The following is a 23,169-nucleotide window of genomic DNA, read 5'->3' on the forward strand; positions in this document are numbered from 1 at the left end:
AACGAGCGGCGAAAGCGTTGAGCCCGTGAGAACTTGGCGGACTTGACGCGGCTGGCCACGCTCGACGTGAAGACGCGCCGGTCTCGCGGGCAAGCGCCCGCGCCGCCTGATGGGCTGACGGCCGCTGCGCGGTCATGGCTCCGCTTCGCATCGCCCTTAAGTGATGCGACTGATTTGCATTTGCAAATATGGCTCGTTAGAAGCCCGGTCGTTGTACGAAAGCCACGGGGGTCCAACGATGATCGGAATCAAGAGCCGGGCGCTGCTCATGGCCGGGGCGAGCGTCGCGCTGCTGACCCCGGCCAGCCTAGCCCACGCCGACGAAAGCAAGACTGACGTCAATCAAGTCAAACAGGTGGTCGTCACCGCCGCCGCCACCCAGCAGAAGCTGACCGATGCTCCCGCCAGCATTTCGGTCGTCACCGAGGAGGATCTGCACGTCCGTCCGGTCCGGGACCTGACCGATATCCTCGACCGGGTCGAAGGCGTGACCCTCAACCGCTCGGGCAATCAGCGCACGATCCAGCTCCGCGGCCTGGGCAGCGCCTACACGCTCTTCCTGATCGACGGCAAGCGCGTGAACTCGACCAGCGCCATGTTCCGCGGCAACGATTTCGACGCCGGCTGGGCGCCGGTCGAGGCGATCTCGCGGGTCGAGGTGGTGCGCGGCCCGATGTCTTCGCTCTATGGCTCGGACGCCATCGGCGGCGTGGTCAACATCATCACCAAGCCGGTCGGCAAGCATTGGACGGGCTCGGCCAGTCTTGACTACGTGCTGCAGGAGGACGGCGACGCGGGGGACGCCTACAAGGCTGGTTTCTTCGCCAGCGGCCCCCTGAAGGACGACGTCCTGGGTCTGAAGATCTATGGCGGCTACAACCGCCGCCTCGGCGACACCAACAACGTCAACCCTCCCACGACGAGCGGCGGCGCGCCGCTGTTCGGCATCCGCGACAAGCACGAGGGCTATGTCGACGCAACCCTGGCCTGGACGCCCGACAAGGCCAACACCGTCCTGGCCAACCTCGGCTGGAACCGCCTGACCCACGACAGCTTCCCGATGGAGCGTCGTGACTGGTCGCTTACCCACAAGGGCAAGTATGGTTTCGGCGCCACCCAGTTGCGAGCCTACGGCGACCGCATCGAGAACGAGATCGGCAACGTCACGGGTCAGAAGAATCCGAACAAGGCGACCAACGCCGCTGTCGACGGCCGTGTCACCCTGCCTTGGGACGCCGCGCGCCAGACCATCACCTTGGGAGCGGAGTGGCGGCGCCAGGAACTGAAGGATCCGGCCAACCTGCGCGGCCTGCCCGGAACGCCGACCTACAATCAGAACCCGGTCACCCAGGTTGACCAGAAGGCCGCCTTCATCGAGGACGAGGTTCGTTTCACCGACGATCTGCGCCTGACGATCGGCGACCGCTATGACGACCACGAGAACTTCGGCGGTCACCACAGCCCCCGCGCCTATCTTGTCTTTCACGCCACGCCGAACATCACGTTCAAGGGCGGCGCGGCCAAGGCCTTCCGCGCGCCTACCCTTCTGCAGAACAGCCCCAACTGGGGTTCGGTATCCTGCGGCAGCGCCACGACGGGCTGCTACATCATCGGCTCGACCGAGCTGAAGCCCGAGACGGCCACCAGTCGCGAACTGGGCGTGCGCGCCGAGTTCGACCGGTTCAGTGGCGGGGTCACCGTTTTCCGCAACGACCTGAAGAACATGATCGACATCACCAGCCGCACGCGCGACGTCAAGCTGGCGCCAACCTATTCCAATTTCGTGGGCTTCCTGCCTGATGGCCGGCCGATCTTCCGCTACCAGAATATCGCCAGGGTCCGCTCGCAGGGCCTGGAGGCGAACGCCCGCTTCCGAGTCAGCGACAAGGTCGATCTGACCGCCAACTACACCTACCTCGACAGCAAGAACCGCAGCAATCCGGTCGAACTGGCGATGATCTATCAGCCCAAGCACTCGGCCAACGCCACGGTCAACGTGCGTCCGACCGACGCCTGGTCGCTGTTCGCCACCTGGAACTATGTCGGCGAGCAGTTCCTGGCCGTCTACACGAACGCCGCCAACAACGTGAAGCGCCAGGGCTACGGCACGGTCGATATCGGCGCGGCCTACGCTCTCAATCCAGAGACCACGGTGCGGTTCGGCGTGCTGAACACCGCGGACAAGGCGATCAAGCGCCAAACCTCGGACGAGTATAACGAGGAAGGTCGCCGCTTCTTCGCCGCCGTCACGCGGCGGTTCTGATGGTCTCGCGCCCCTGGGCGATCGTGGCCGGCCTGACGCCGGCCGCCCTGGCCGCGGTCGCCCTGGCCGCGCCGCTGGAAAGCCCGCGGCTCGAGGCCCTGCGCCAGACGCTGTCGGCGCCCGGCGCCGCGGCGGAGTTCTGGGCCGGCGTGAAGGCCAGGGGCGCGCCCCTGGTCGAGCCCAGGCCCGACGGCTCGGCGCTGGTCACCTTCCTCTGGCGCGGCGAGACCCATCGCGAGGTCGAACTCAGTTGGCCGGTGTGGACAGCGGACCGACGCGAGAACCATCTCCAACGGCTGGCCGGCAGCGACGTCTGGTTCAAGACCGTGCGCCTGCCGGCCGGAACCCGACTGTCCTACCAGCTCGCGCCAGATCCCAAGCGCGGCGCCCCAGGCGACCGCGCCGCGTATCGCGCGGGGCTGGTCGCGGCGCTGGCGCCCGATCCGCTGAACCCGCATCGCTGGGAGACGTCCTCGGTTGTCGAGCTTCCCGGTGCGTCCCCTCAGCCCTGGGTCTCCCCGCGCGCGGTCGCCAAGGGGCGGCTGGCGACCAGCGTGTTCGAGAGCAAGACCCTGGGCGCCCGGCGGGAGGTGACAATCTATTCGCCGCCGGGCCCAACCAGGAACACGCCGCTGATCATCGTCTTCGACGCCGATCGCTACCTGTCGTCGATCCCGACGCCGACGATCCTGGACAACCTGATCGCCGCCGGCGCCATCCCGCCGGTGACGGCGGTGTTCGTGGCCAATCCCACGCGAGAGTCGCGCGGGGTCGAGCTGGCCTGCAACCCCGCTTTCGCCGACATGCTGGCCGATGAACTTCTGCCCTGGATCCGCGGAAGAGCGTCGGTCTCGGATGATCCGGCCAGAACCGTTCTGGCGGGCTCCAGCTTCGGCGGGCTGGCCAGCGCCTGCGCGGCCCTGAGGCGTCCAGAACGGTTCGGCGCGGTGCTCGGCCAGTCAGGATCATTCTGGTGGGAGCCCGATAACGGCAAGCCCCCTTCCGACGCCGCCGGTTGGGTGGCGCGCCAGGTCCAGGCGCAGGACCGCAAGCCCGTCCGCTTCTATCTCGACGCCGGCCTGCTGGAGTCGACCGGCGGCTCGGAGAGCATCCTTTCGACCACCCGCAAGCTGGCCGACGTCCTTCGGGCCAAGGGCTATGAAATCCGGCAGGTCGAGTTCGCCGGCGGTCACGACGACCTGGCCTGGCGCGGCACGCTTTCCGACGGCTTGATCCATCTGCTTGGAGACCTGCGATGATCTCCCGACGCCATGCGCTGGCCCTTCTGGCCAGCCTGCCCGCCGCGCCGGCGCTCGCTCAGCCCGGAACAGGTCCCGCCGGCCCCGGCCTGTTCGAAACCGGCGCCGAGACGCACAGGATCACCCGCCACGCTTTCCTCTCGGCCGACGGCAAGCGCCGCTATCGGGTCGACATGGCCACGCCCAAGAGCAGGCCGCCCCGGCGGGGCTGGCCCCCACTCTACCTCCTGGACGGCAACGCCGCCTTCACGATCCTGACGCCCGCGGATCTGGCGAGCGTTCCGAATCTGGCGCTGATCGCCATCGGCTACGAGACCGAGCAACGGTTCGACAACCTGGCGCGGACCTTCGACGACACGCCTTCCTTGCCCGGCCCGCCCGAGACGCCGGGCCGTCCCGAGGGAGGATCGGCCGCCTTTCGCGAACTGCTGCTGGGAGAGATCCGGCCGCGCCTCGAACAACTCGGTCGCCTGGATCCCGACAAGGCGGCGATCTGGGGACACTCGTACGGCGCGCTCTTCGTGCTGGACACCTTGCGGGCGGCCCCGGAAGCCTTTCGGACCTACGTTCCGGTCAGCCCTTCGCTTTGGTGGCGCGACGGCGCGATCGCGGCCGCGCCGTTCCGCTCCCCAAGCCGTCCTGTCCGCGTCGCCTTGATGGTCGGCGACCGCGAAGCGCGACGCACCGGCGGCTCGCCGCCTTCGCCGGATGACTTCGCCGCCTCCGTCGCCCGCGTCCGCGCCTTGGGCGAGAGCCTGGCGGCCACACCGCGCCTGATCGTCGACGTCACCGTGCTGCCCGGCCAGTCGCACGGCGGCGCCCTGACAATGTCTCTTCCCCTGGCCCTGCGCCTGGCCGCCGAGGATCGTCCATGAAATCCGCCGCCTTCATCGCTAGCCTCACGCTCGCCGCCGTTCTGGCCTTCCCGGCCGCGGCCCCTGGGACCTCGTCGCCTACGTCCTGATCGCACCGGCCCTGATCCTTGTTGCTCAGGTCTCGGCAAGGGCGGCGCGCGGCCTGCGCGGCCCCACCGATCTCCAACCGTCCCAACCGAGACCATCGGCCAAGAAGACCTGACACCCCAAGTCGAACACCGCTTCGGCTTTAAGCCAAAATGTCCAAACAAGGGTGGTGCGGGCGCGAACCATCCGGTCCGGTCAATCGCGACTTCGCGTTAAAGATGCGCCATCTGCTGACCTTGGCCCCCCCGCGCCGGAAAGCCGACTTGCGGCCAGCTCCTGGCGCTAGCGGGCGCCAACCACCCGGTTCATCGTGAGAAACTCCAGGGCCTCGCGTTCGATCTTGTCCTGCTCCTCTTTCGGGAACTTGCCATGCACGCCGCCCGGCACGGTGTGGAGGCGGTTCGCAACGCCGGCCTTGTCCAGGTCGGCCTTCAGCGCCAGCGACGCCTCATAGGGAACGGTCGGGTCCGCATCACCATGAACGATGAACACCGGTGGCTGGCCCTTGCGCACGTACGTCGCCGGCGACATCGTCGTCCACAGGGTCTCCGGCCCTTCACCGACCCACCGCGCCGTCGACGGGCTCTTGAAGGCGCCGGGAAGGTTGGATCGCAGGTGATAGGGTCCGTAGAAATCGAGGATCGCCGGCACGGTCGGCTGGTCGCGACAGGCGGGCAGGTCGATATCGTTGGTCTTGGGCAGCATGCCCGCCATCAAGGCCAGGTGACCGCCGGCCGAGGTGCCATACGGCACGACCCGCTTGGCGTCGAAGCCATAGGTCTTGGCGTTGGTCTTGACCCACGACAGGGCGCAGCGAACGTCCTGCACCGCCGCCGGCGCCGTGGCGAGGTCGCTCAAGCGATACTCGACCGTGACGACCGAGAAGCCCGCCGCCAGATAGGCGCGGAAGCCGCCCCATCCGGCCGGCTTCTCGCCCTTCCACCACGCGCCGCCGTGGATATAGACCAGCACCGGGCGCGGCCCCTTGAAGGCGGTGTTGCGATAGACATCGAGATGCAGGTCCTTGCCGCTGGCCCGCAGGTAGACGACGTCCTTGGTCGCCTCCGGCGCCTTGACCGACACCGGCGGCGCGGGTTCGGTCGGCGCCTGGGCGACGACGGGCGTCGCGCCCAGCAGGGCGATAGCGGCCAGAGTTTGGGCGATCATCGATACCTCTCCCATCAGCTCATCAGCAGGCCGCCGTTGATGTCCAGGCAGACCCCCGTCAGGAAGCTCGACTCGTCGCTGGCCAGATAGGCCACCGCGTCGGCGACCTCGGGCGCGCGACCCTCGCGACGCAGCGGGGTGCTGGCGGCGACACGGGCACGGACCTCGTCCTTGGAGAAGGTGTCGTGGAAGGTGGTGCCGATCATGCCGGGGCACAGGGCGTTCACCCGGATGCCCTGCGGCCCCAGCTCCTTGGCCATGGCCTTGGTGAAGGTCATGATCGCGCCCTTGGCCGTGGCGTAGGCCGTGGCGCCGGGACCGCCGCCGTCCTTGCCGGCCTGCGAGGACAGGTTCACGATCGCCGAGCCGGCGGCCATGTGCGGGACGGCCGCCTTGGTGGTCAGGAACACCGAGTTCAGGTTCAGGCGCATGACATGGTCGAAGAAGGTCTCGTCCATCTCGTCCAGCGTCTTGCGGGCGAGCATGCCGCCGGCGACGTTGACCAGGGCGCCGATCGGGCCGCCGAAGGTCGACAGGGCCGCATCGACCAGGGCCTGGACGTCGCTGGCGGAGGTCATGTCGCCCTTCAGGATCAGCGCGCGGCCGCCCGCGGCTTCGATCTCGGCCAAGGTCGCCCTGGCGCCCTCTTCGCTGCCGAAATAGTTGATCGCGACATTGGCCCCTTCGGCCGCCAGCTTCAGCGACACGGCCTTGCCGATATCGCGCGCGCCGCCGGTGACGATGACGGTCTTGTTGGTGAGGCGCATCAGGATTTTGCTCCGTTGGTAGTGCGGGCCGCGAGGGCGGGATCGACGAGGCGTTCGCCTCGGCCGCCCAAGAGCCAGATGGACAGGATGGAAAGGGGAACCAGGCTGGCGCCCATAACAAAGACCGGGGCGTAGCTGACCTTGGTGGCGACCGGGACGATCCAGGTGGTGATCAGCACCCCGGCCACGGCGGCGGTGCCGCTGATCCCGGCCAGCGAGCCGACCGACCGAGGCAGGTAGTCGCTGGGCAGGGTCTGGATGTTGTTGATGGCGATCTGGAAGCCGAACAGGATCACGGCGATCAGCAGCACCGCGTGCAGCGGCGAGGACGCGCCGATGGTCAGCAGCAGGGCCGGCAGCATGAAGACCCCGCCCAGGGTGATCGCCCATTTGCGGGCCTTGACCGGCCGCCAGCCGCGACCGATCAGCCAGCCGGAGATCCAGCCGCCGAACAGGCTGCCCGCCGCCGCGCCGACATAGGGCACCCAGCCGAACAGGCCGATCTGCTTGATGTCGAAGCCGAAGCGCTCGGCCAGGTAGATCGGCAGCCAGGAGACGAACAGCCACCAGACCGGGTCGATGAAGAAGCGCGCCAGGATCAGGCCCCAGGCCTCGCGGTGGCGCAGCAGACCCGACCATGTCGGCTTGTAGTCGACCTCGGCGTCGCCGGAAGCCGGGCGCTGGCCGGTCAGGATGTGCTGGCGCTCCTCCTCCGACAGCCAGGGATGGTCCTCGGGCACGGCGCGGCAGACGATGGCCCACGGGACCACCCACAGGACGCCCAGCAGGCCGATGACCAGGAAGGTCGCGCGCCACCCGAAAGTCAGGAACAGCCAGGCGATCAGCGGCGCGGAGATGATCGCTCCCACCGAGGCGCCGGCGTTGAAGATGCCTTGGGCGAAGGCGCGCTCGCGCACGGGGAACCACTCGGCGTTGGCCTTGGCCGCGCCGGGCCAGTTGCCGGCCTCGCTGACGCCCAGGGCGGCGCGCAGCAGGCCGAGCGTCAGGATCGACCGGGCGACCGAGTGCAGGGCGATCGACGCCGACCAGGCCAGGATCGACAGCATGAAGCCGACCCGCGTGCCCAGGGCGTCGAAGATCTTGCCAAAGATCGTCTGACCGGCCGCGTAGGACAGCATGAAGCAGGTCAGGATGAGCGCGTACTCTTCCTTGCCGACGCCCATGTCCTTGGAGATCTGCGGCCACATCACGGCCAGCGCGTTGCGGTCGATATAGTTGATCACCGTGGCCAGGCCGACCATGCCGACGATCAGCCAGCGAAGGCCCTTGAACTTCATCTCGCGCCTCATTGTGCGGGACCCGCCAGGCCGGAGAACCCGGTCCAGGCGTAGGCGCCGGCGGGGGTCGTGACCCGATGGCGCTTGGCGGGATCGGGATCCCAGGAGACGCCGATCGCCAGGCTCTTGCCGGAGTTCAGGCGGATGAAAACGAGGTCGGCGCCGTTCTCGGACACGCGCTCGACGGCCTTGACCGAGGCGATGGTGTCACGGGCGTATTCCTCGGCGGCGCTGTAGGCGCCGTGTGGCTCCAGCACCCCCGCCAGCGTGAAGCTGTCCTTGTCGTCGCCGCGCAGGATGAAGGCCCGCTCGTTGCGGAGATTGTAGTTCGGGTCGTTGGCGCCCAGCTCGGTCAGGACGACCTGATCGACGTCGCTGGACGCGAAGACGTAGTCGTAGAACCGGCCCTGGTTGAACCAGGAAACGCGCGCCCCCTCCTTCACCGGCGCGCGGCCGCGATCCCACAGGTGCTGATAACCGTCGGCCTTGCCCAGGGGCTTCAGGTCGCTGATCCCACCCTGGAACTTCAGGCCGGACTCGACGATCTGGCCGTCATAGTGCAGCGGCAGGTCGAAGCGATGCTTGCCGCCGCCTTCAGCCCGGACCAGCTCCAGGACGATCGGACGCCCAACCTCGGGCCGGTCGATCAGCGCCATGGCGCGGCGATAGCGCACGCCGGGCCAGGCGTCGTCGATGCTGGCGGCGGTCATCTGGACGCCGTCCTTGCTATCGAAGGCCAGGATCGTCGGCCAATGCTTCTCGCCGATGTCGGTGTTGGCGCCGAACTGGCTCTTCTCGTCGACCACCAGGGTGTTGTGAGCGACCGTCTGCTGGGCCCAGCTGTCGTTCTCGGGCAGGTAGCGGCCGCCGGCCTTGGCCTCGACATTCAGGAACCGCGCCGCGCCATAGTCGGTCACGACCTCCTGGCCGGCGTCGTAAAACAGCCAGGACAGCTTGTCGAAATGGCCGTGCCCCATGCCCTGCGACGTGGCCTTGAAGACCAGGGCCTGGTCCTTGGGCTTGGGTCCGGAGCGCAGCACGACCAGCGCGCCCTTGTCGCCCTTGGCCCCGTCGCGCAGCTTGATCGAGGCGAACGGGAACGGCCTGGCCTCGCCGCGCGCGATGGCGGCGGCGACCTCGCGGCCTTCGGGACTGAGCACCACCGAGCCCTGCTGGATGGCGATCGACAGCAAGGCCGGGTCCTTGGTCGCGGCATAGGTCACCGCCACGCCGTGGACCAGTTCGGGGGTGTCCAGACCCTTGTCCTTGATGGCGTCGTTGATCGGGAACAGCAGGCCGCCATAGCTCTCCTGGATCGTGGCGTAGACGGCCTTGCGCAGCACGCCATCGCGATAGTCGAGGATCTTGCGCGACGGGTCGTGGCGCTGGATGGACTGGGCCAGCAGCAGGAACGGCGACAGGGCGTAGCGCTGATAGTACGGGCCTTCGGCATAGTAGCCGTCGGGCGAGAACAGCTCCTGCAGCTGCTTGTAGAAGCCTGACTTGCCCGAGCCGTCCAGGCCGTACAGCGCCTGCTTGACCAGGCCCTGATCGCCGATCGCGTAGCCGGTCATGCCGACCGCCGCCAGCGCCCAGGTGCCGTGGTTGTGGATGCTGTCGAAGGTCTTGGGCGAGCCCGTCGACAGGAACGCCGCCATCGGCCGGAACACACCGGCCTCGATCGTCGCGCGGTCGGCGGCCGGGATGGCGTCCATCACCGCCTCGTAGCCCTGGATGGAATTGACCAGCCAGACGCTGTCGTTCAGCACCTGCCAGAACAGCCGGCCCGGAACCTGGTTGGCGCGCTTGGGATGCAGCGGCAGGGACGGATAGAGCTTGGCGTAGTCCAGCAGCACACGGCGCACCAGGTCGGCATAGGCCTTGTCGCCGGTCTGCCGGTACAGCATCCCCGCCTCATAGATCAGGCGGTAGTTGTCCTTGTGCCGCTCGTGGGTGTAGCCGCCGCCGGCGTCGGCCGGTACCGGCACGTCGATGGTCTTGCGCAGTTGCGGATCCACGAAGGCCTTGCTCTTGGCCAGGGTGGCGGCGAACAGCGGCGGCGCCTGAGCGGAAGCGACTGGCGTGGGCTTGGCCGGCGCGGCGGCCTGGGCCGCTCCAGCCAAGGCCAGGGCCGCGAGGCCGGCGAAGAGATGGACGCGGAACTTGGACATGGCTGGCCTACTTGCGCTGATCGACGATCTCGAGCGCCGCGCCGATGTTGCCGGCCTCGCTGAGATCGGGCTTGCCGACGTGAATGGTGACGCGGGCCGGCGCCGCGCGCTCGAAGAGGTTGCCGTCGAGCTTCGCGACCTGGACTCCGTCCAGTCGCATCGACGGCTGGCCCGGCGCGATGTCGCGAAACGCCGAGTCCTTGACCCGGACCCTGGGGCCGAAGGTGCTCTCGTCCGTCCCGCCCCGCTGAAGGTCGAGCACGGGTCCGCCCAGGCGCGTGAATTGGCTTCCGGTGATGTCGACCGTCTCGGCCCCGTAGAGGCCCGAACCGCCCGTCTCGCCGGCGAGGTCCAGCACCGGCCCGCTGATGTCGGCGAAGCGCGAGCCGCTGATCGTCACATGGTCGGCGAAGGTGCTCTTCTCGCCCATCAGGACGGCGAACGCCTGGCCGCCCAGATGTGAGACCTCGGTGTCGACCAGTTCGACGGCGTAATTGCTCGGCGGATAGCTAGGGCTCACGCGGATCACGGCATTGCCGATCGCGTCCCGCGCCTTGGCGCCCGACAGGCGCAAGCCTTGCAGCTTCAGAGCGCCTTGGCCGACCAGGTTGAACAGGGTCGTATGATCGAAGGTCACCAATGGTTCGGCGCCCGTCCCGGCGCGAAAGGTCAGGGGCTGGCGGACCTCGATGAGGTGGCCCTCGGCATAGTCGCCGGTCGCCAGCTCGATGATGTCGCCGGCCTTGGCCTTGAGGGCGGCGGCCGACAGCTGGTCCCGGCCTGGCTTGATCTTCAGGACTTGGCCGCTGTCGAGCGCGACGGTCCGGTCGCCCTTCGGATACCAGGCCACGCCCGTCTCTTCGCGGGTCAACAGCTTGACCGGTTCCTTCAGGCCCAGGGCCCTGCGCGCGGCGGCGTCGGGGTAGATGCGGCCATCCGGCAGGGTCTCGCGACCGATCGCCTTGGTCTCGAAGCCCGAGGCGCCGGCTGGCGGCGCGACCCCGTCGACCCGGTTGCCGGCAAAGGTCAGGCCGTCGATCGGCGCCGTGGCCTTGAAGATCGCTTCGCCGCCCGCGCCGAGGAAGACGTTGCCCGACAGCGTGCTCCGGGCGGGCGGCAGGGTGCGCTCCTGGTCCGCGCCGGCGCCGAACAGCACCTGCTTCACGTCGACGAAGACATTCTTCTCGATGCGGGCGTCGAGCACCTGATTGTAGCGGTTGAGCGGCGAGTTCGGGACGCCGTTCATCATCACCAGCGCCGCGGCGAAGCCATCGCCACGCAGGCCCTGGAAGTAGTTATCGCGCACCGTCTGGCGGGCGTTGATCACGCGCACGCCGCCGGTATGGGCCACCCCGCCGCCCAGGAAGACATTGTCCTCCACCAGGTTGCCGTCGCCATGGCGCAGCACCAGCGACCCTTGCGAGCGGACGAAGACGTTGCGGCGATAGATGTTGCCGCCGGACTTGTTCGAGACGATCTCGACCTCGCCGCTGCAGCCCTCGAAATAGTTGTCCTCGACCACCGTCAGGGAGCGGGTGCGCGAGAACTGGCTGGTCCCGACCCGGATCGTCTCGCCGCCATTGGATCCCAGCGGGGGGCGCGGGCCGAAATAGTTGTGGTCGATGCGGTGATGGTTCTGCTGGCTCTCGACCGAGCTCAGCACCACGGCCAGGGTCACGCCGTTGTTCAGCTTGCCCTGCAGGTGGTTGTGATCGAAGCGGTTGTTCTGGCCGTAGAGGCCGACCCAATAGTCCTCGGCGGCGCGGTCGGGCTTGTTGAACCCGTCGATCACCGTCTCGGTGACGCGGGAGTCGAAGGCCAGCGCCTGGTTGTCCTTGCGGAACGAGATGACCTCGGACGATGGGCTGAAGCCATCCTTGAAGATCAGGCCCGAGACGATCAGATGCCGGCCGGCGATGCGCAGGTTGGACTTGCCGGAGATCACGACCTTGCCAGGGGTCTGGGCCCGTAGGGTGATCGGTTTCGCGGCCGTCCCCTCGCCGGTGAACACCATCTCGAAATCGCGCCAGACGCCATTGGCCAGCACCACCGAGTCGCCGGGGACCGCGGCCTGTACAGCCGCCTCGAACGCTTCCGGCGTGCGCGCCAGACGCTCCGCCGCGTCGGCGTGGATCGAGCCGGCCAAGGCGCCCAGGCCCATCAGGGAGGCAAGGCTCGAGCGCAGGTTTCTCAATCGACGTCCTCCCCGCTCGAAGCTGTGACCGCTTCCTGTGTCCGTCAAACCGGCGCCGCGCGACGTGCGCGTCCGATGACAAGGACACCTCAGTCCGACCATTTGAGCGATAAGCTGTCAACCAATTTGTCGACCAATTTTCAAGCTGGTCGCAAACCATGCCCTGAACAACGAGAATTTCCTGCCTGTGTCCGCCACACTGCTTCTGCGCCGAATGGCTTCAAACCCGGGCGTTCGGCCGCGACAAGGCCAGGCTTTGCTAGGCTCTGATTGGGGAGCGCTTCAGGAAAACGGCGTGATGGGGAGTTGACATTCGTTTTCAAGCGGTCAACCAAATAGGTAAGCCAAATATAGAAAATTGGTATCCGGGGAGGATGAGAACTATGGACACCCATCCACGGCGCGCCGGTGTGCGCGCCATGCTGCTGGCATCGACGTGCCTGATCATCGGCTCGGGCTTCGGCCAAGCCTTCGCGCAGGAAGCGCCGGCATCGCAGGACCCGAACGCGACCGGGGAGGCCCAGGAGGTCGAGGCCGTCGTCGTCACCGGCTACCGCGCCTCGCTGCAGAGCGCGCTGAATGTCAAACGGCAGTCGGACGTCATGATCGACGCCATCAACGCCGAAGACATCGCCGACTTCCCCGACGCCAACCTCGCCGAGTCGCTGCAGCGCATCCCCGGCATCTCGATCGATCGCGACAACGGCGAGGGGCGGACCATCACCGTCCGCGGGCTGGGCGGCGATTTCACCCGCGTGCGCATCAACAACCTCGAGGCGCTATCGACGGCGGGCACCAACGACACCAACTCCACCGCGATCAATTCCACCCGGACGTTCGACTTCAATGTCTTCGCCTCGGAGCTCTTCAACAGCCTGAAGGTCCGCAAGACCGCCTCGGCCGAGACCGACGAAGGTTCGCTCGGCGCCACGGTCGACCTGCAGACGGGCCGGCCGTTCGACTATCGCCAGGACCGCTACGCGCTCTCGGTCGAGGACGCCTACTACCAGAACGGCAAGCACCACAATCCGCGCCTGGCGGGCCTGTTCTCCAAGCGCTTCGCCAACGACAAGATGGGCTTCCTGGCCTCGGCCGCCTATTCGGAGAGGGACTCCGAAACCGACCAGTACCGCCGCCAGATCGTGACCGGCGAATATGTCTATCGCTCGGCCACGTGGGCGACGCTGGAAAATCCGCGACGCGCCGGTTTCTCGGCGCCGGTCGGCACGCTGTTCACCAACCGCATCTCGAATCCGACGGCGACCAATCCCGGCACGGTGTCCGCCACGCCCGCCATCACCAATCCGGCCTATATCGACGCGGTGACCGGCTCGGATCCGGGCGCCTACGCCCTGCTCCACCCCTCGCTGGACGGCTCGCAGATCATCTTCCCCGCCCTGGCCGGTCCCGAGCAACAGGACCTGCATCAAAAGCGCCTGGGCCTCACCGCAGCCTACCAGTGGGATATCTCGTCGCGGACGCGCCTGACCATCGACGGGCTGCATTCGAACCAGAAGAGCACCTCGACGCTGAACCAGCTGCTGCCGTTCGGCCTGAACCGCAACAACACCAATGCGACCTTCGCCACGGCCAGCGCCGCGACCGCCTTGAACTCCAAGCGCGGGCTCTATCCGGGGACCTGCAACTACACGGCCGGCGGGGCCTACGCCTCGCCGATCGATTGCGGCCAGGCGACCTATGGCGGCGCGCTCGTCGCCGGTACGAGCTTCTCGTACAACCCCAACAATTTCGACGTTTACGACTACTACAACTCGCCAGTCTCGCCCGGCTATGTCCCCTCCGCCGATGGCCTGGCCATGCGCGCCCAGCAGATCGGTCGCCCAGCGACGGACGTGCTGGCCGCCAATGTCACTAACGGGGTCGCCGACTACCTGCAGCTGCGGAACCTGGACTGGTCGGCGCGCGCCGACCAGGGCAGCTACAACACCACCTTCGACCAGCTGTCGTTCAACCTGACCCACGAGTTCAGCGACCGGTTCAAGGCCGACTTCACCTACGGCCTGTCGCGGTCCAAGCTCAATTCCTACGGCAAGATGGCCGAGTGGGGTCAGTTCGATCAGCCGGCCACCTTCACCTATGACGAGCGCGGCGGCGGTGACATGCCGCTGTTCGACGCCGGCTTCAACGCCGCCGATCCCAGCCAGTGGACGATCCTCAAGGGGGTCTCGTTCCTGCGCTATCACAAGAAGGTCGTCGAGAACCGCTACAATTCGTGGAAGGCCGACTTCACCTGGGAGCTCAACGACAACCTGACCCTGAAGTTCGGCGGCACCCAGCGCGACTATCGTTTCTCGACCTCGCAGACCGAGCGCCAGAACGTCCAGATCAACCCGACCGAAAAGGAGGCGGGCGTCTCGATCGCCAGCCTCGGCAAGGTCATTAACTTCGGCCAGGGCCTGGACGTGCCCGCCGGCACGACGACGTCGTGGTTCGGCCCGGACATCCAGAAGTTCGACGATCTGTTCGGCTTCACCTGCGAGTGCATCAACAAGTGGGGCGACTGGCGTCTGACCCAGTTCCGCCAGCAGGGGCGCGAGACCTTCGCCGTGCAAGAGAAGACCGAGGGCGCCTACGGCCAAGTCAACTTCAACTACGATTTCCTGGACGGCTGGAACACCTTCGGCAACATCGGCGTGCGCTACGCCAAGACCGACGTGGACTCTACCGGCCGCTCGACCGGCGGACGCACCGTCCAGGGCGGGAATTCCTATTCGGATGTCCTGCCGTCGTTCAACATCGCCATCCGCCCGCGCGACAATCTCTACTTCCGGTTCGGCGCGGCCCAGACCATGTCGCGCCCGACCCTGCAGCAGCTGGCCCCGACCATCACCCAGCTGACGATTCCCGAGGGCGGGATGACCTCCGGCGCCACCCTGACGATCGGCAATCCCAAGCTGTCGCCCTTCCGCGCCAACAATTTCGACGCCGCCGTGGAGTGGTACTACGCCGAGGGCGGCCTGATCTCGGTGGCGGTGTTCAAGAAGAAGATCGGCTCCTATCCGCAGACCGTGCGCTTTTCCGCGCCGCTGTCGACCTTCCTCGACGCCGAGGGGCTTGCCAGCCTGATCGAGCAGTTCGGCGCCAACAGCGACCAGGCCGCCTATATCCGCGGCGACTTTGATGCGACCGCGCGCCAGTTCCGCGACGCCCCCGGCGGAGAGCTGAAGGGCTGGGAGGTCAACTACCAGCAGGCCTTCACCTTCCTGCCCGGACTGCTGAAGAACACGGGCATCCAGCTCAACGCCACCCACATCCAGTCCGAGCTCACCTACATCCTCGATCCCGGCACCGACACGACGCCGGCGACCCTGGGCAAAGCCCCGTGGCTCGGCGCGTCGCCCAACGCGGTCAACCTGACGCTCTATTACGAGGACAAGCGCATCAACACGCGGGTCTCCCTGGCCCAACGCGACGGCTACTACACGACCTACCCGCTGGTGGCCGGCGCCTGTGCGCCGGGCGTCGTCGGCGGCGTGGCGTGCGACACGCCGCTGATCAACGACTTCGGCGGATCCAAGGACACGCTGAACGTCGATTTCGCGTTCAGCTACAAGCTGTCGAGCCAGGCGTCCTTCTCGATCGAGGGCTTGAACATGACCAACCAGGCGACCAGCCGGTACTACTACGCAGACAATCCGGTGGCGGCGCTCTATGGCTCGCCCGGGCGACAGTTCACGGTCGGGTTCCGGTTCAAGCACTAGGCTTTGGTCTATCAGGGGTATACCGCTTTGGTTCACCCCTGATAGAACCTTCCAATGTCCCATCAGCCCGAGTTGGGAACGCCGAGTCGTCTCAAGACGACCCGGACGAGCGGCAGCGGAGCATCGGCGGATGACCATGGATAGGCGTTACCAACAGGTCGCGAAGCAGATCATCGAGCTCATCGAGTCTGGTGAGTTCGCCCCGGGCGGCCGACTGCCCGGCGAGCGTGAGCTGGCCGAGCGGCTGGGCGTGTCACGCGTCACCGTGCGGGAAGCCGAGATCGCCCTCGAGGCGCAGGGCTACATCGCCGTCAAGACGGGCTCGGGCGTCTATGTCCGCCCCCGTCGGCCGGCCGACCTGTCTCCCCTGACCGAGGTTGATGCGTTCGAGCTCACGACGGTCCGCGCGGTCGTCGAGGCCGAGTCGGCGGCGCTGGCGGCGCTCAACATGTCCTCCGAGTCCCTGGCGCTGCTGGAAGAGACCATGCGGGTGATGGCGGGCAATGACGAGGCGGCCGAAGAGGCCGACGAGCGCTTCCATCTTCTGATCGCCGAGAACAGCGGCAGCCCCATTATCGAGCATTTCGTGCGCACCCTCTGGCGGATGCGCAACGAGGCGCCGCGGGTCGTCCAAGTCTACAGCAACGTCTGCAAGAGCGGGTTCGAGGACCGGATCGAGGAGCATCGGGCGGTGTTCGAGGCCATCCGCAACCGCGATCCCAACGCCGCGCGGCTGGCGATGCGCGAGCACTTCAGCCGCCTTTTCGAAGCCATGCTGGCGGCCGAGGAGACCGAGGCCATCGTGCAGCTGCGCCGCAAGGCGCTACAGCACCGCGACCGCTTCAAGCTCTCCGTGCAGCACGGCGCCGCCTGAGCCCAAAGCGGGCAACACAAGACTGGGCGGACGAACCCAGCCGACGACATCGAGGAAACGGCATGAAAAGCGTCGCCACTCTGGCCTTAGCCGGAACCCTGTGGTGCGGCCCGGCTCTGGCCGAAGCCCCCCGCTTCACCAACCTCTTCAGCGATCACGCGGTTCTGCAGAGGGGCGAACCGGTTCGGCTCGGCGGTCGGGCCGCCCCGGGCGCCGCCCTGAGCGTCGAGATCGGCGGCCAGAGCCTGGCGACGACCGCCGACGCGAACGGGCGGTGGGCGGTGACGACCAAACCCATGGAGGCCGGCGGCCCCTACACGCTCTCCGTCTCCGACGGCCGCGCGCGGACCGTGCTCAACGACGTCATGGTCGGCGAGGTCTGGTTCTGCTCCGGACAGTCGAACATGGGCCTTAAGCTGCAAGACGCGACCAATGGCGGCAACGAGGTCCGGGACTCCGAGAACCCGCTGCTGCGGTTCACCGACGTCGGGCGCGATGTCGCTCCGCGCCCGCTCGACGAGGCCAAGGCCGTCAGCGGCTGGGCTCTGGCGGCGCCGGCGAGCGTCGGCCCGGCCTCGGCCGCCTGCTACTTCATGGCCAAGGCGCTGCAGGCCCACTTCGGCGTGACGGTCGGCTTCATCACCGCGACCTGGGGCGGCACCCAGACCCAGGCCTGGATCGGCGAGGCCGGGCTGCGTCCCCTCAAGACCTATGACGACGCGCTGGATCGCCTGGACCTTTACGCCAAGGATGCGCAGGCCGGCGAGGCGCGTCAGGCGCGCTATTTCGACGCCTGGTGGACGGCCCATGAACCCGACGCCAAGGCCGCCTGGGCCCGGCCCGATTTCGACGACGCCGGCTGGAAGCCGGTCCATCCGACAAGGGTCTGGGAGCGCCTGGGCGACCCGGAGCTGGCCAGCTTCAACGGCGCGGTCTGGTATCGCACCGCCTTCACCCTGACCAAGGCCCAGGCGGAGGGCGCGACGCGCATCGCCCTGGGCCTGATCGACGATAGCGACACCACCTTCGTCAATGGCGTGCGCGTCGGCGGCATCGAGGGGCGCACCACGCGACGCGGCTACGCCTTGCCGAAGGGCCTGCTCGTGGCGGGCCGGAACGTCGTCGCGGTCCGGGTGCTGGATTCTGGCGGCTCCGGCGGCCTCTACGACACCGACGACCAGCGCTTCCTGGCCCTGGCGGACGGAACGAAGACGCCGCTGCCGCAAGCCTGGCGCTATCGCGTCTCAGCGCCGCTGGACGCCTTGGGCGGTGTTCCGGTGACCCCCTGGGATCCGACCAAGGGCACGGGCAGTCTGTACAACGCCATGGTCGCGCCCGTGACGTCCTACACCGTCAAAGGGGTCGCCTGGTATCAAGGCGAGTCCAACGTCCATGACCCGGCGGGCTTCGGTCGTCTTCTGCCAGCGCTGATCCAACAGTGGCGCGCGGCGTTCGGCGTGACGGACCTGCCCTTCGTGCTGGCCCAGCTGCCGAACTACGGTCCAGTCGGCGACCATCCCGGCGCGTCGAAGACCGCCGAGGTGCGCGAGCATCAGCGGCGAACGGCCCAGACGTTCGACCTTGTGGGCTTGACCTCGATTATCGACATCGGCGACCGCTACGACATTCACCCCGGCCAGAAGACAGTCGTGGGAAACCGGTTGGCCTTGACCGCCCGGCGCGTGGCCTATGGCGAGACGGTGGCGCAAAGCCCCTCCCCCGTGGCGACGACGCGTTCGGGCGACGACCTGGTCGTGCGCTTCAGCGACGCCGCGGACGGCTTGCGCACCTATAGCAGCGACACCGCCATCGGCTTCGAGGTCTGCGACCGCGATCGGCGATGCCGCTACGCGTCCGCCATGGCCGCCGGTGACCACGTGACGCTATCCGGCGCCAATCGGCCCGAAATCCGCGCCATCCGCTATGCCTGGAGCGACTCCCCGTTCGTCAACCTGTTCAACAGCGAAGACCTGCCTGTGGGGCCTTTCGAGATCCCCGTCGACTAGCGACGCGCGAGGCGGACGCCGCTTCGCGCGTCGGCGCGCAGGACACGTTGGGAACTGGCGGTCGAACCCGCGCCAGAAGCCGCCCTCGCCTTTCGAGCGAGGGCGTCCGGCGGCGGGGTCAGCGGAAAGGCTCAGTAGAAGGTCACATCGTCCAGCTCGAACCAGAGCTTTCGACCGGCCGGACGCGAACCCGAGACGCCCACCTCCAGCAGGTCCGTCCCGGTCCAGGCCCCCGCGCCCCGACCCGATCGCTTGAAGTCGGCGAACGGGATGGTGATCTTCTCCCAGGTCCCGTTGGCCGAGACCGTGGCGACCCACGCGCCCGAGACGCTGTTGATCGTCACGACATAGGCGCCGCCGTCGCCGCGCAGCTCGAAGGTCACGCCCTTGAACGCCGAGGCGTCGACCGGCTCGACCGAGCCACGGCTCAGCGGCAGCAGGACGCCGGCGTCCGGTTCGGCCTTCTGGGCCATTTTGGCCGCGACGCTCAGCACGTGGTCGCCATTGCCGCGGTCGACGGTCTGCAGGACCTCGACGCTGCGATCACGGCCGCCGTCGAAGTCGCTGAGGCGCAGGGTGTCCAGGCTGGTTCGGCCGTCGGCGCGCTCGAAGTCGTCGACCAATGGCCCCTTGGCCTTCAGGGTCGGCATGGTGAGCTTGTCATTGTCGGCCGAGCGGGTCGAGCCGGGCCCAAACACCGCCTTGCCGTCGATGAACACACGATCGACCTTGCGGATGTCGGTGATGGTCGTCCACGGCTGACCGGCGATCATCACGAAATCGGCGCGCTTGCCCTTCTCCAGCGTGCCGCGGTCGGCCAACAGGTTCATAGCCCTGGCGCTGGTGGCGGTGCCCGCGATCAGGGCCTCGGACGGGGTCAGGCCCGCCTGGACCAGCAGTTCCATCTCGCGCAGCGTCGAGGCGCCGTGCGGCGTGCCGGGCATGCCGGCGTCGGTGCCCAGGGCGATCGGCACCCCGGCGTCCTTCAGCGTCTTCACGTTGGCCAGGGCATAGCCGAACTTCTGGACCGCCAGCTTGGCGCGCGGGCTATCGGGGTCGGACGGCGGCGCCTGGCCAGGCTTGACCGGCTCGTAGACCGCCAGGGTCGGGGCGTAGAACGTGCCGTTGGCCTTGAGTTTCGCGACGGTCTCGGCGTCGATCGGGCCATCCTGCAGACTGTGGGCGATGATATCGACGCCGCTGGTCGCCGCGACGGTGCCGCGCTCGACCGTTACGGTGTGCGACAGGACCTTGAGGTTCAGCTTGTGGGCCGAGTCCGTGAGGGCCTTCAGCGTCCAGCCGTCCATGCTGGTGTTGTCCGGGGCCGAGCCATAGCGCCAGCCGTCGGTGAAGGCCTTGATCGCGTCGGGCTTGTAGGGGGCCAAGCCTTCGATGGCGGCCTTGGCCGCCTCGGGAGTGTTCACCCAGCGGGTCGTGGCCTCGTCGGCCCAATCGGCGCCGTGACCGCCAGGCGTGCTGACCCGAGCCACGAAGTTGACGTGCGGCGTGGTCAGGGTCGACAGCCATCGGCGACGCGGCGCGAAGGATTCCGGCTGCTGGTGGAAGTCGTTCACCGTGGTCACGCCCGCGGCGACATAGGCGTCAGCGATCTTGGGGGTGATGTTCGGCGCGCCGGCGGGGGTCCAGTGGGTGTGGACATCGAAGAAGCCAGGCACCACGGCCTCGCCCTTGGCGTCGATCGTCTTGGCGCCCTTGGGAACCTTCACGCTGCGGCCGACATCGACGATGCGGCCGTCCTGCACGACCAGGCCGCCCCTGTAGGGCGCGGCGCCGGCGCCGTCGAAGATCTGGGCGTTGACGATCGCCAGGGCCGGCGTCGCGGCCTGGGCGGCGGCCATCGGCAGCAGGACGCCGGCGGCGACGATCAGCGCCCCTCGACGGGAGACCTCGAGCAGCCTGGCATGGTGAGCGGTCATGGGACGCTTTCCTTCTTGGATACGCATTACAAACCTGCGCTCGGGGCGCAGAACCAGCAGTCTTCCCCACCGATCGGCATGCCGGGCGGCAGGCTCTCGACCGCGCCGGAGCGGGGCGCTGCGAGGGCCTGCCTGACGGCGATGTCGTCGCTGAGCAGGGCGCGCGACAGCGCCGCGGCCTGGTCGCCCTCGGCCCCGCCGCCCTTGTAGGCGGCCAGGGTCTTGCCGAAGGTGCGCAGCGCCGCGTCGATCTGGACCGCCGCTGTCGGCGACAGCGCCTTGTCGCCCTGCGCTTCGACCAGGTCGCCGACGACGCGGGCGCGTATGCGACGACGCAGGTCGCCCAACCGCCCCTCGGCCTTGCTTGGGGTCACGCCCGCCAGCAGGCGCTCGGCAAGCTCGGCCACGCCCAACTGGGCCGGATCGCGGCGGTTCTGCTCGACCACCCGGTTCAGCCGCTGCGGATTCAGCAACAGCGACACGGTCTGGTCGGCGGCCATCTCGGCGGCGGTCGGCAGGTCGAAGACCGCGGGCCCCGAGGTCGGGAAGATCTCGATCTCATAGGCCTTGTCGCGCACGCCCGACTGGCCGGACGACAGCAGGTTCAACAGAGGGTCGGGCAGGTCCAGCGTGGCCGGGTCGGTGGTCAGCAGCAGGGCGTCAAGCGCCTTGCGCTGGACGGCCGCCGACGGGATCGACGCGACCTCGTGGCCGTCGCCGCGCACCGCGTACGAATAGTCCACGCCGCCGATCAGCTTCACGGCGGCTTCGACCTGGTAGCGGTGGAACAGGTAGATCGGGGCCAGGACACGCTTCAGGTCCGCCGCCGGCGCGCCACTGGGCAGGTTGACCAGGCCGAACTTGCTCAACGCGATCTTGCGCACGGCCAGCACGTGCTCCAGCTCGGCGACCGCATCGGGACCATTGTCCCACAGCGCGCCATAGGGCTGGCCGGCCGCGGCGCTGCGCGAATCCCCGTCGGTGACGAAGCGCAGGCCGTTGGCCTGGGCGTCGCGCGCCAGGCGATCCAGACGCGCGGCCTCGTCCGAGCCGGGCGCGCCTTGCGAGTAAAGCCAATTGATCGCGAACCGGTCCCAAGCCCCCACGCCCTTGGCATAGGCGTCGGACAGGTCCAGGCGGTCGCCTTCGATCCTTACCAGCGGCGCGGGATAGTCCATCACCGAGGCGCGGTCGTAGGTGCTGCCCGCGAAGTTGTGGGCCAGGCCCAGAGTATGGCCGATCTCGTGCACCGACAGCTGGCGGATGCGGGCCAGGGAGACGTTGAGCGGATCGTCGGGACCACCCTTCCCCGTCTTGTCCGCGCCAACCAGGCCTTCGAAGATCAGGCGATCCTGGCGCACGCGCAGCGAGCCCAGCTGGACGACGCCGCGGACGATCTCGCCCGTGCGCGGATCGACCACCGTGGTCCCGGTCGACCAGCCGCGGGTCTGCCGGTGAATCCAGTTGACGACATTGTAGCGCGCGTCCATCGGGTCGACGCCCTCGGGCAGCGACTCCACCCGGAAGGCGTCGATATAGCCGGCCTCCTCGAAGGCCTTGGCCCACCATTGGCCGCCTTCGATCAGGGCGGTGCGGATCGGCTCGGGCGCGCCGCGGTCCACGTAGTAGACGATCGGCTTCTTGACCCGCGAGCGGACCGCCGTCGGATCGGTCTTCTCCAGCCGGAACCGACGCGCCAGACGCTGGACGATCGGCTGGTCCAACCGCGTGGCGTAGTCGGCGAACAGCACCTGGGCCGAGGTGCCCGTGCGCGGATCCTGCGGACGCGGAACGAAGCCCGGCGCCGGCAGGCGGATGAAGCTGTGATGGACGCCGAAGGTCACCGCTCGTCCGTCCGGGGCGATGCCGTTGACCTCGGATCCCGGATCATCGGCGGTGAAGGTCTGCCGCGTCTCGAATTCGAGGTTGTCGGGAAAGACGCCGGTGACCGGCAGGTCGACATAGCTGAGCGCCGGGGCCAGCTTGTAGGCGCCCTGCTTGCCGCGCTTGAGGCCGCCGGCGATGTCGAAGGCGTCGCGCAGCAGAAACGAGGCGATGTCGACGGAGACGCCGCCATCCGGCTTCTCGGCGATCACCTCGCCCGACCAGACGACCGAGGCCGGGAAGCTGTCCTGGACGGTCCGGGTTTCCTCGGGCGTTCCGCCGACGGCGCGGAAGCCGTAGTTCTCGAAAGCGATCAGCACCTTCTTGCCGACCCGCCGGAAGATCAGCACCTGGGTCTCGCCCGTCGCGGCCCGGTCCAGGCCCACCGGCGTCGACCCGAGGCCGCCACTGAGGCTGGGCTGATAGAGGAACCGTCCCGACACGCCGTCGGCGGCGGGCGCCGGCAGGGTGATGACGACGGCGCCCTTGGCCGCGTCGGTCTTCACCGGCAGCAGCCCCAAGGGCGAGGCGGCCGCCGGCGCGGGCGCGCCAGCGGCTTGAGCGAAAGTCGCCGGCGCGGCGGCGAGCGCGAGCGCGACAAGCGCGCTCGAAACCCGCCAGCGCGCCCGGTCGGCGCTGAACTCGTACTTCACAATCGGTCCCTT

13 protein-coding genes are annotated in these 23,169 nt (G+C 68.0%); 6 read left to right on the forward strand and 7 right to left on the reverse strand.

Annotation, left to right across the window (positions count from 1 at the left end):
* The first annotated feature begins 238 nt into the window (after positions 1 to 238).
* Genes AC1RNC_RS09320 through AC1RNC_RS09330 form a run of 3 tightly spaced genes read left to right on the forward strand, consistent with a single transcriptional unit; the run spans position 239 to position 4,397 of the window.
* Entirely contained in the window at positions 239 to 2,263 is a 2,025-nt protein-coding gene (locus AC1RNC_RS09320) for a TonB-dependent receptor domain-containing protein (RefSeq protein WP_492885626.1), read from the forward strand.
* Positions 2,263 to 3,522, forward strand: a complete 1,260-nt coding sequence (fes, locus tag AC1RNC_RS09325; RefSeq protein ID WP_492885628.1) for an enterochelin esterase — start codon at positions 2,263 to 2,265, stop codon at positions 3,520 to 3,522. The genes AC1RNC_RS09320 and fes overlap by 1 nt, the downstream gene beginning before the upstream one ends.
* Entirely contained in the window at positions 3,519 to 4,397 is an 879-nt protein-coding gene (locus AC1RNC_RS09330) for an alpha/beta hydrolase (RefSeq protein ID WP_492885630.1), read from the forward strand. The genes fes and AC1RNC_RS09330 overlap by 4 nt, the downstream gene beginning before the upstream one ends.
* A 369-nt stretch (positions 4,398 to 4,766) precedes the next feature.
* On the opposite strand, the gene AC1RNC_RS09335 is transcribed toward AC1RNC_RS09330, so the two are convergent.
* From AC1RNC_RS09335 to AC1RNC_RS09355, 5 genes are read right to left on the reverse strand one after another with little or no spacing between them, the layout of a single operon-like run.
* Positions 4,767 to 5,651 (reverse strand): alpha/beta hydrolase fold domain-containing protein, encoded by an 885-nt coding sequence (locus tag AC1RNC_RS09335; protein ID WP_492885632.1) that lies wholly within the window; start codon positions 5,649 to 5,651, stop codon positions 4,767 to 4,769.
* Between the two features lie 14 nt (positions 5,652 to 5,665).
* On the reverse strand, positions 5,666 to 6,418 hold the full coding sequence (locus AC1RNC_RS09340) for an SDR family NAD(P)-dependent oxidoreductase (RefSeq protein WP_492885633.1): 753 nt from the start codon (positions 6,416 to 6,418) through the stop codon (positions 5,666 to 5,668).
* Complete coding sequence (locus AC1RNC_RS09345; RefSeq protein WP_492885635.1) at positions 6,418 to 7,716, reverse strand: MFS transporter; 1,299 nt, start codon at positions 7,714 to 7,716, stop codon at positions 6,418 to 6,420. The genes AC1RNC_RS09340 and AC1RNC_RS09345 overlap by 1 nt, the downstream gene beginning before the upstream one ends.
* Positions 7,717 to 7,724: 8 nt before the next feature.
* Positions 7,725 to 9,887, reverse strand: a complete 2,163-nt coding sequence (locus AC1RNC_RS09350; RefSeq protein WP_492885637.1) for an alginate lyase family protein — start codon at positions 9,885 to 9,887, stop codon at positions 7,725 to 7,727.
* Positions 9,888 to 9,894: 7 nt separating this feature from the next.
* Positions 9,895 to 12,081, reverse strand: a complete 2,187-nt coding sequence (locus tag AC1RNC_RS09355; protein WP_492885638.1) for a polysaccharide lyase 6 family protein — start codon at positions 12,079 to 12,081, stop codon at positions 9,895 to 9,897.
* 383 nt (positions 12,082 to 12,464) lie between these two features.
* Here AC1RNC_RS09355 and AC1RNC_RS09360 point away from each other — a divergent pair, with 383 nt between their 5' ends.
* The 3 genes from AC1RNC_RS09360 (at position 12,465) to AC1RNC_RS09370 (ending at position 18,683) form a co-directional block, all read left to right on the forward strand.
* Entirely contained in the window at positions 12,465 to 15,803 is a 3,339-nt protein-coding gene (locus AC1RNC_RS09360; RefSeq protein ID WP_492885640.1) for a TonB-dependent receptor domain-containing protein, read from the forward strand.
* A 136-nt stretch (positions 15,804 to 15,939) separates the two neighbouring features.
* Positions 15,940 to 16,677, forward strand: coding sequence for a FadR/GntR family transcriptional regulator (locus AC1RNC_RS09365; protein WP_492885642.1), 738 nt, complete (start codon positions 15,940 to 15,942; stop codon positions 16,675 to 16,677).
* A gap of 62 nt (positions 16,678 to 16,739) precedes the next feature.
* The gene (locus AC1RNC_RS09370) at positions 16,740 to 18,683 is read left to right on the forward strand and encodes a sialate O-acetylesterase (protein WP_492885644.1); all 1,944 of its coding nucleotides are present in this window, start codon (positions 16,740 to 16,742) and stop codon (positions 18,681 to 18,683) included.
* 131 nt (positions 18,684 to 18,814) lie between these two features.
* Here the strand turns inward: AC1RNC_RS09370 and AC1RNC_RS09375 are convergent, their stop codons facing one another.
* Together AC1RNC_RS09375 and AC1RNC_RS09380 are read right to left on the reverse strand one after the other, a co-directional pair.
* Positions 18,815 to 20,620, reverse strand: a complete 1,806-nt coding sequence (locus tag AC1RNC_RS09375; protein ID WP_492885646.1) for a CIA30 family protein — start codon at positions 20,618 to 20,620, stop codon at positions 18,815 to 18,817.
* 26 nt (positions 20,621 to 20,646) lie between these two features.
* Positions 20,647 to 23,157, reverse strand: a complete 2,511-nt coding sequence (locus AC1RNC_RS09380) for a zinc-dependent metalloprotease (RefSeq protein ID WP_492885648.1) — start codon at positions 23,155 to 23,157, stop codon at positions 20,647 to 20,649.
* Between the last annotated feature and the right edge of the window lie 12 nt (positions 23,158 to 23,169).

The sequence above is a fragment of the Caulobacter sp. GW822-FHT01G02 genome (assembly GCF_058802865.1).

Coding starts and splice junctions, on each gene's coding strand:
- AC1RNC_RS09320 (WP_492885626.1), top strand. CDS start 239: ATGATCGGAATCAAGAGCCGGGCGCTGCTCATGGCCGGGGCGAGCGTC.
- fes (WP_492885628.1), top strand. CDS start 2,263: ATGGTCTCGCGCCCCTGGGCGATCGTGGCCGGCCTGACGCCGGCCGCC.
- AC1RNC_RS09330 (WP_492885630.1), top strand. CDS start 3,519: ATGATCTCCCGACGCCATGCGCTGGCCCTTCTGGCCAGCCTGCCCGCC.
- AC1RNC_RS09335 (WP_492885632.1), bottom strand. CDS start 5,651: ATGATCGCCCAAACTCTGGCCGCTATCGCCCTGCTGGGCGCGACGCCC.
- AC1RNC_RS09340 (WP_492885633.1), bottom strand. CDS start 6,418: ATGCGCCTCACCAACAAGACCGTCATCGTCACCGGCGGCGCGCGCGAT.
- AC1RNC_RS09345 (WP_492885635.1), bottom strand. CDS start 7,716: ATGAAGTTCAAGGGCCTTCGCTGGCTGATCGTCGGCATGGTCGGCCTG.
- AC1RNC_RS09350 (WP_492885637.1), bottom strand. CDS start 9,887: ATGTCCAAGTTCCGCGTCCATCTCTTCGCCGGCCTCGCGGCCCTGGCC.
- AC1RNC_RS09360 (WP_492885640.1), top strand. CDS start 12,465: ATGGACACCCATCCACGGCGCGCCGGTGTGCGCGCCATGCTGCTGGCA.
- AC1RNC_RS09365 (WP_492885642.1), top strand. CDS start 15,940: ATGGATAGGCGTTACCAACAGGTCGCGAAGCAGATCATCGAGCTCATC.
- AC1RNC_RS09370 (WP_492885644.1), top strand. CDS start 16,740: ATGAAAAGCGTCGCCACTCTGGCCTTAGCCGGAACCCTGTGGTGCGGC.
- AC1RNC_RS09375 (WP_492885646.1), bottom strand. CDS start 20,620: ATGACCGCTCACCATGCCAGGCTGCTCGAGGTCTCCCGTCGAGGGGCG.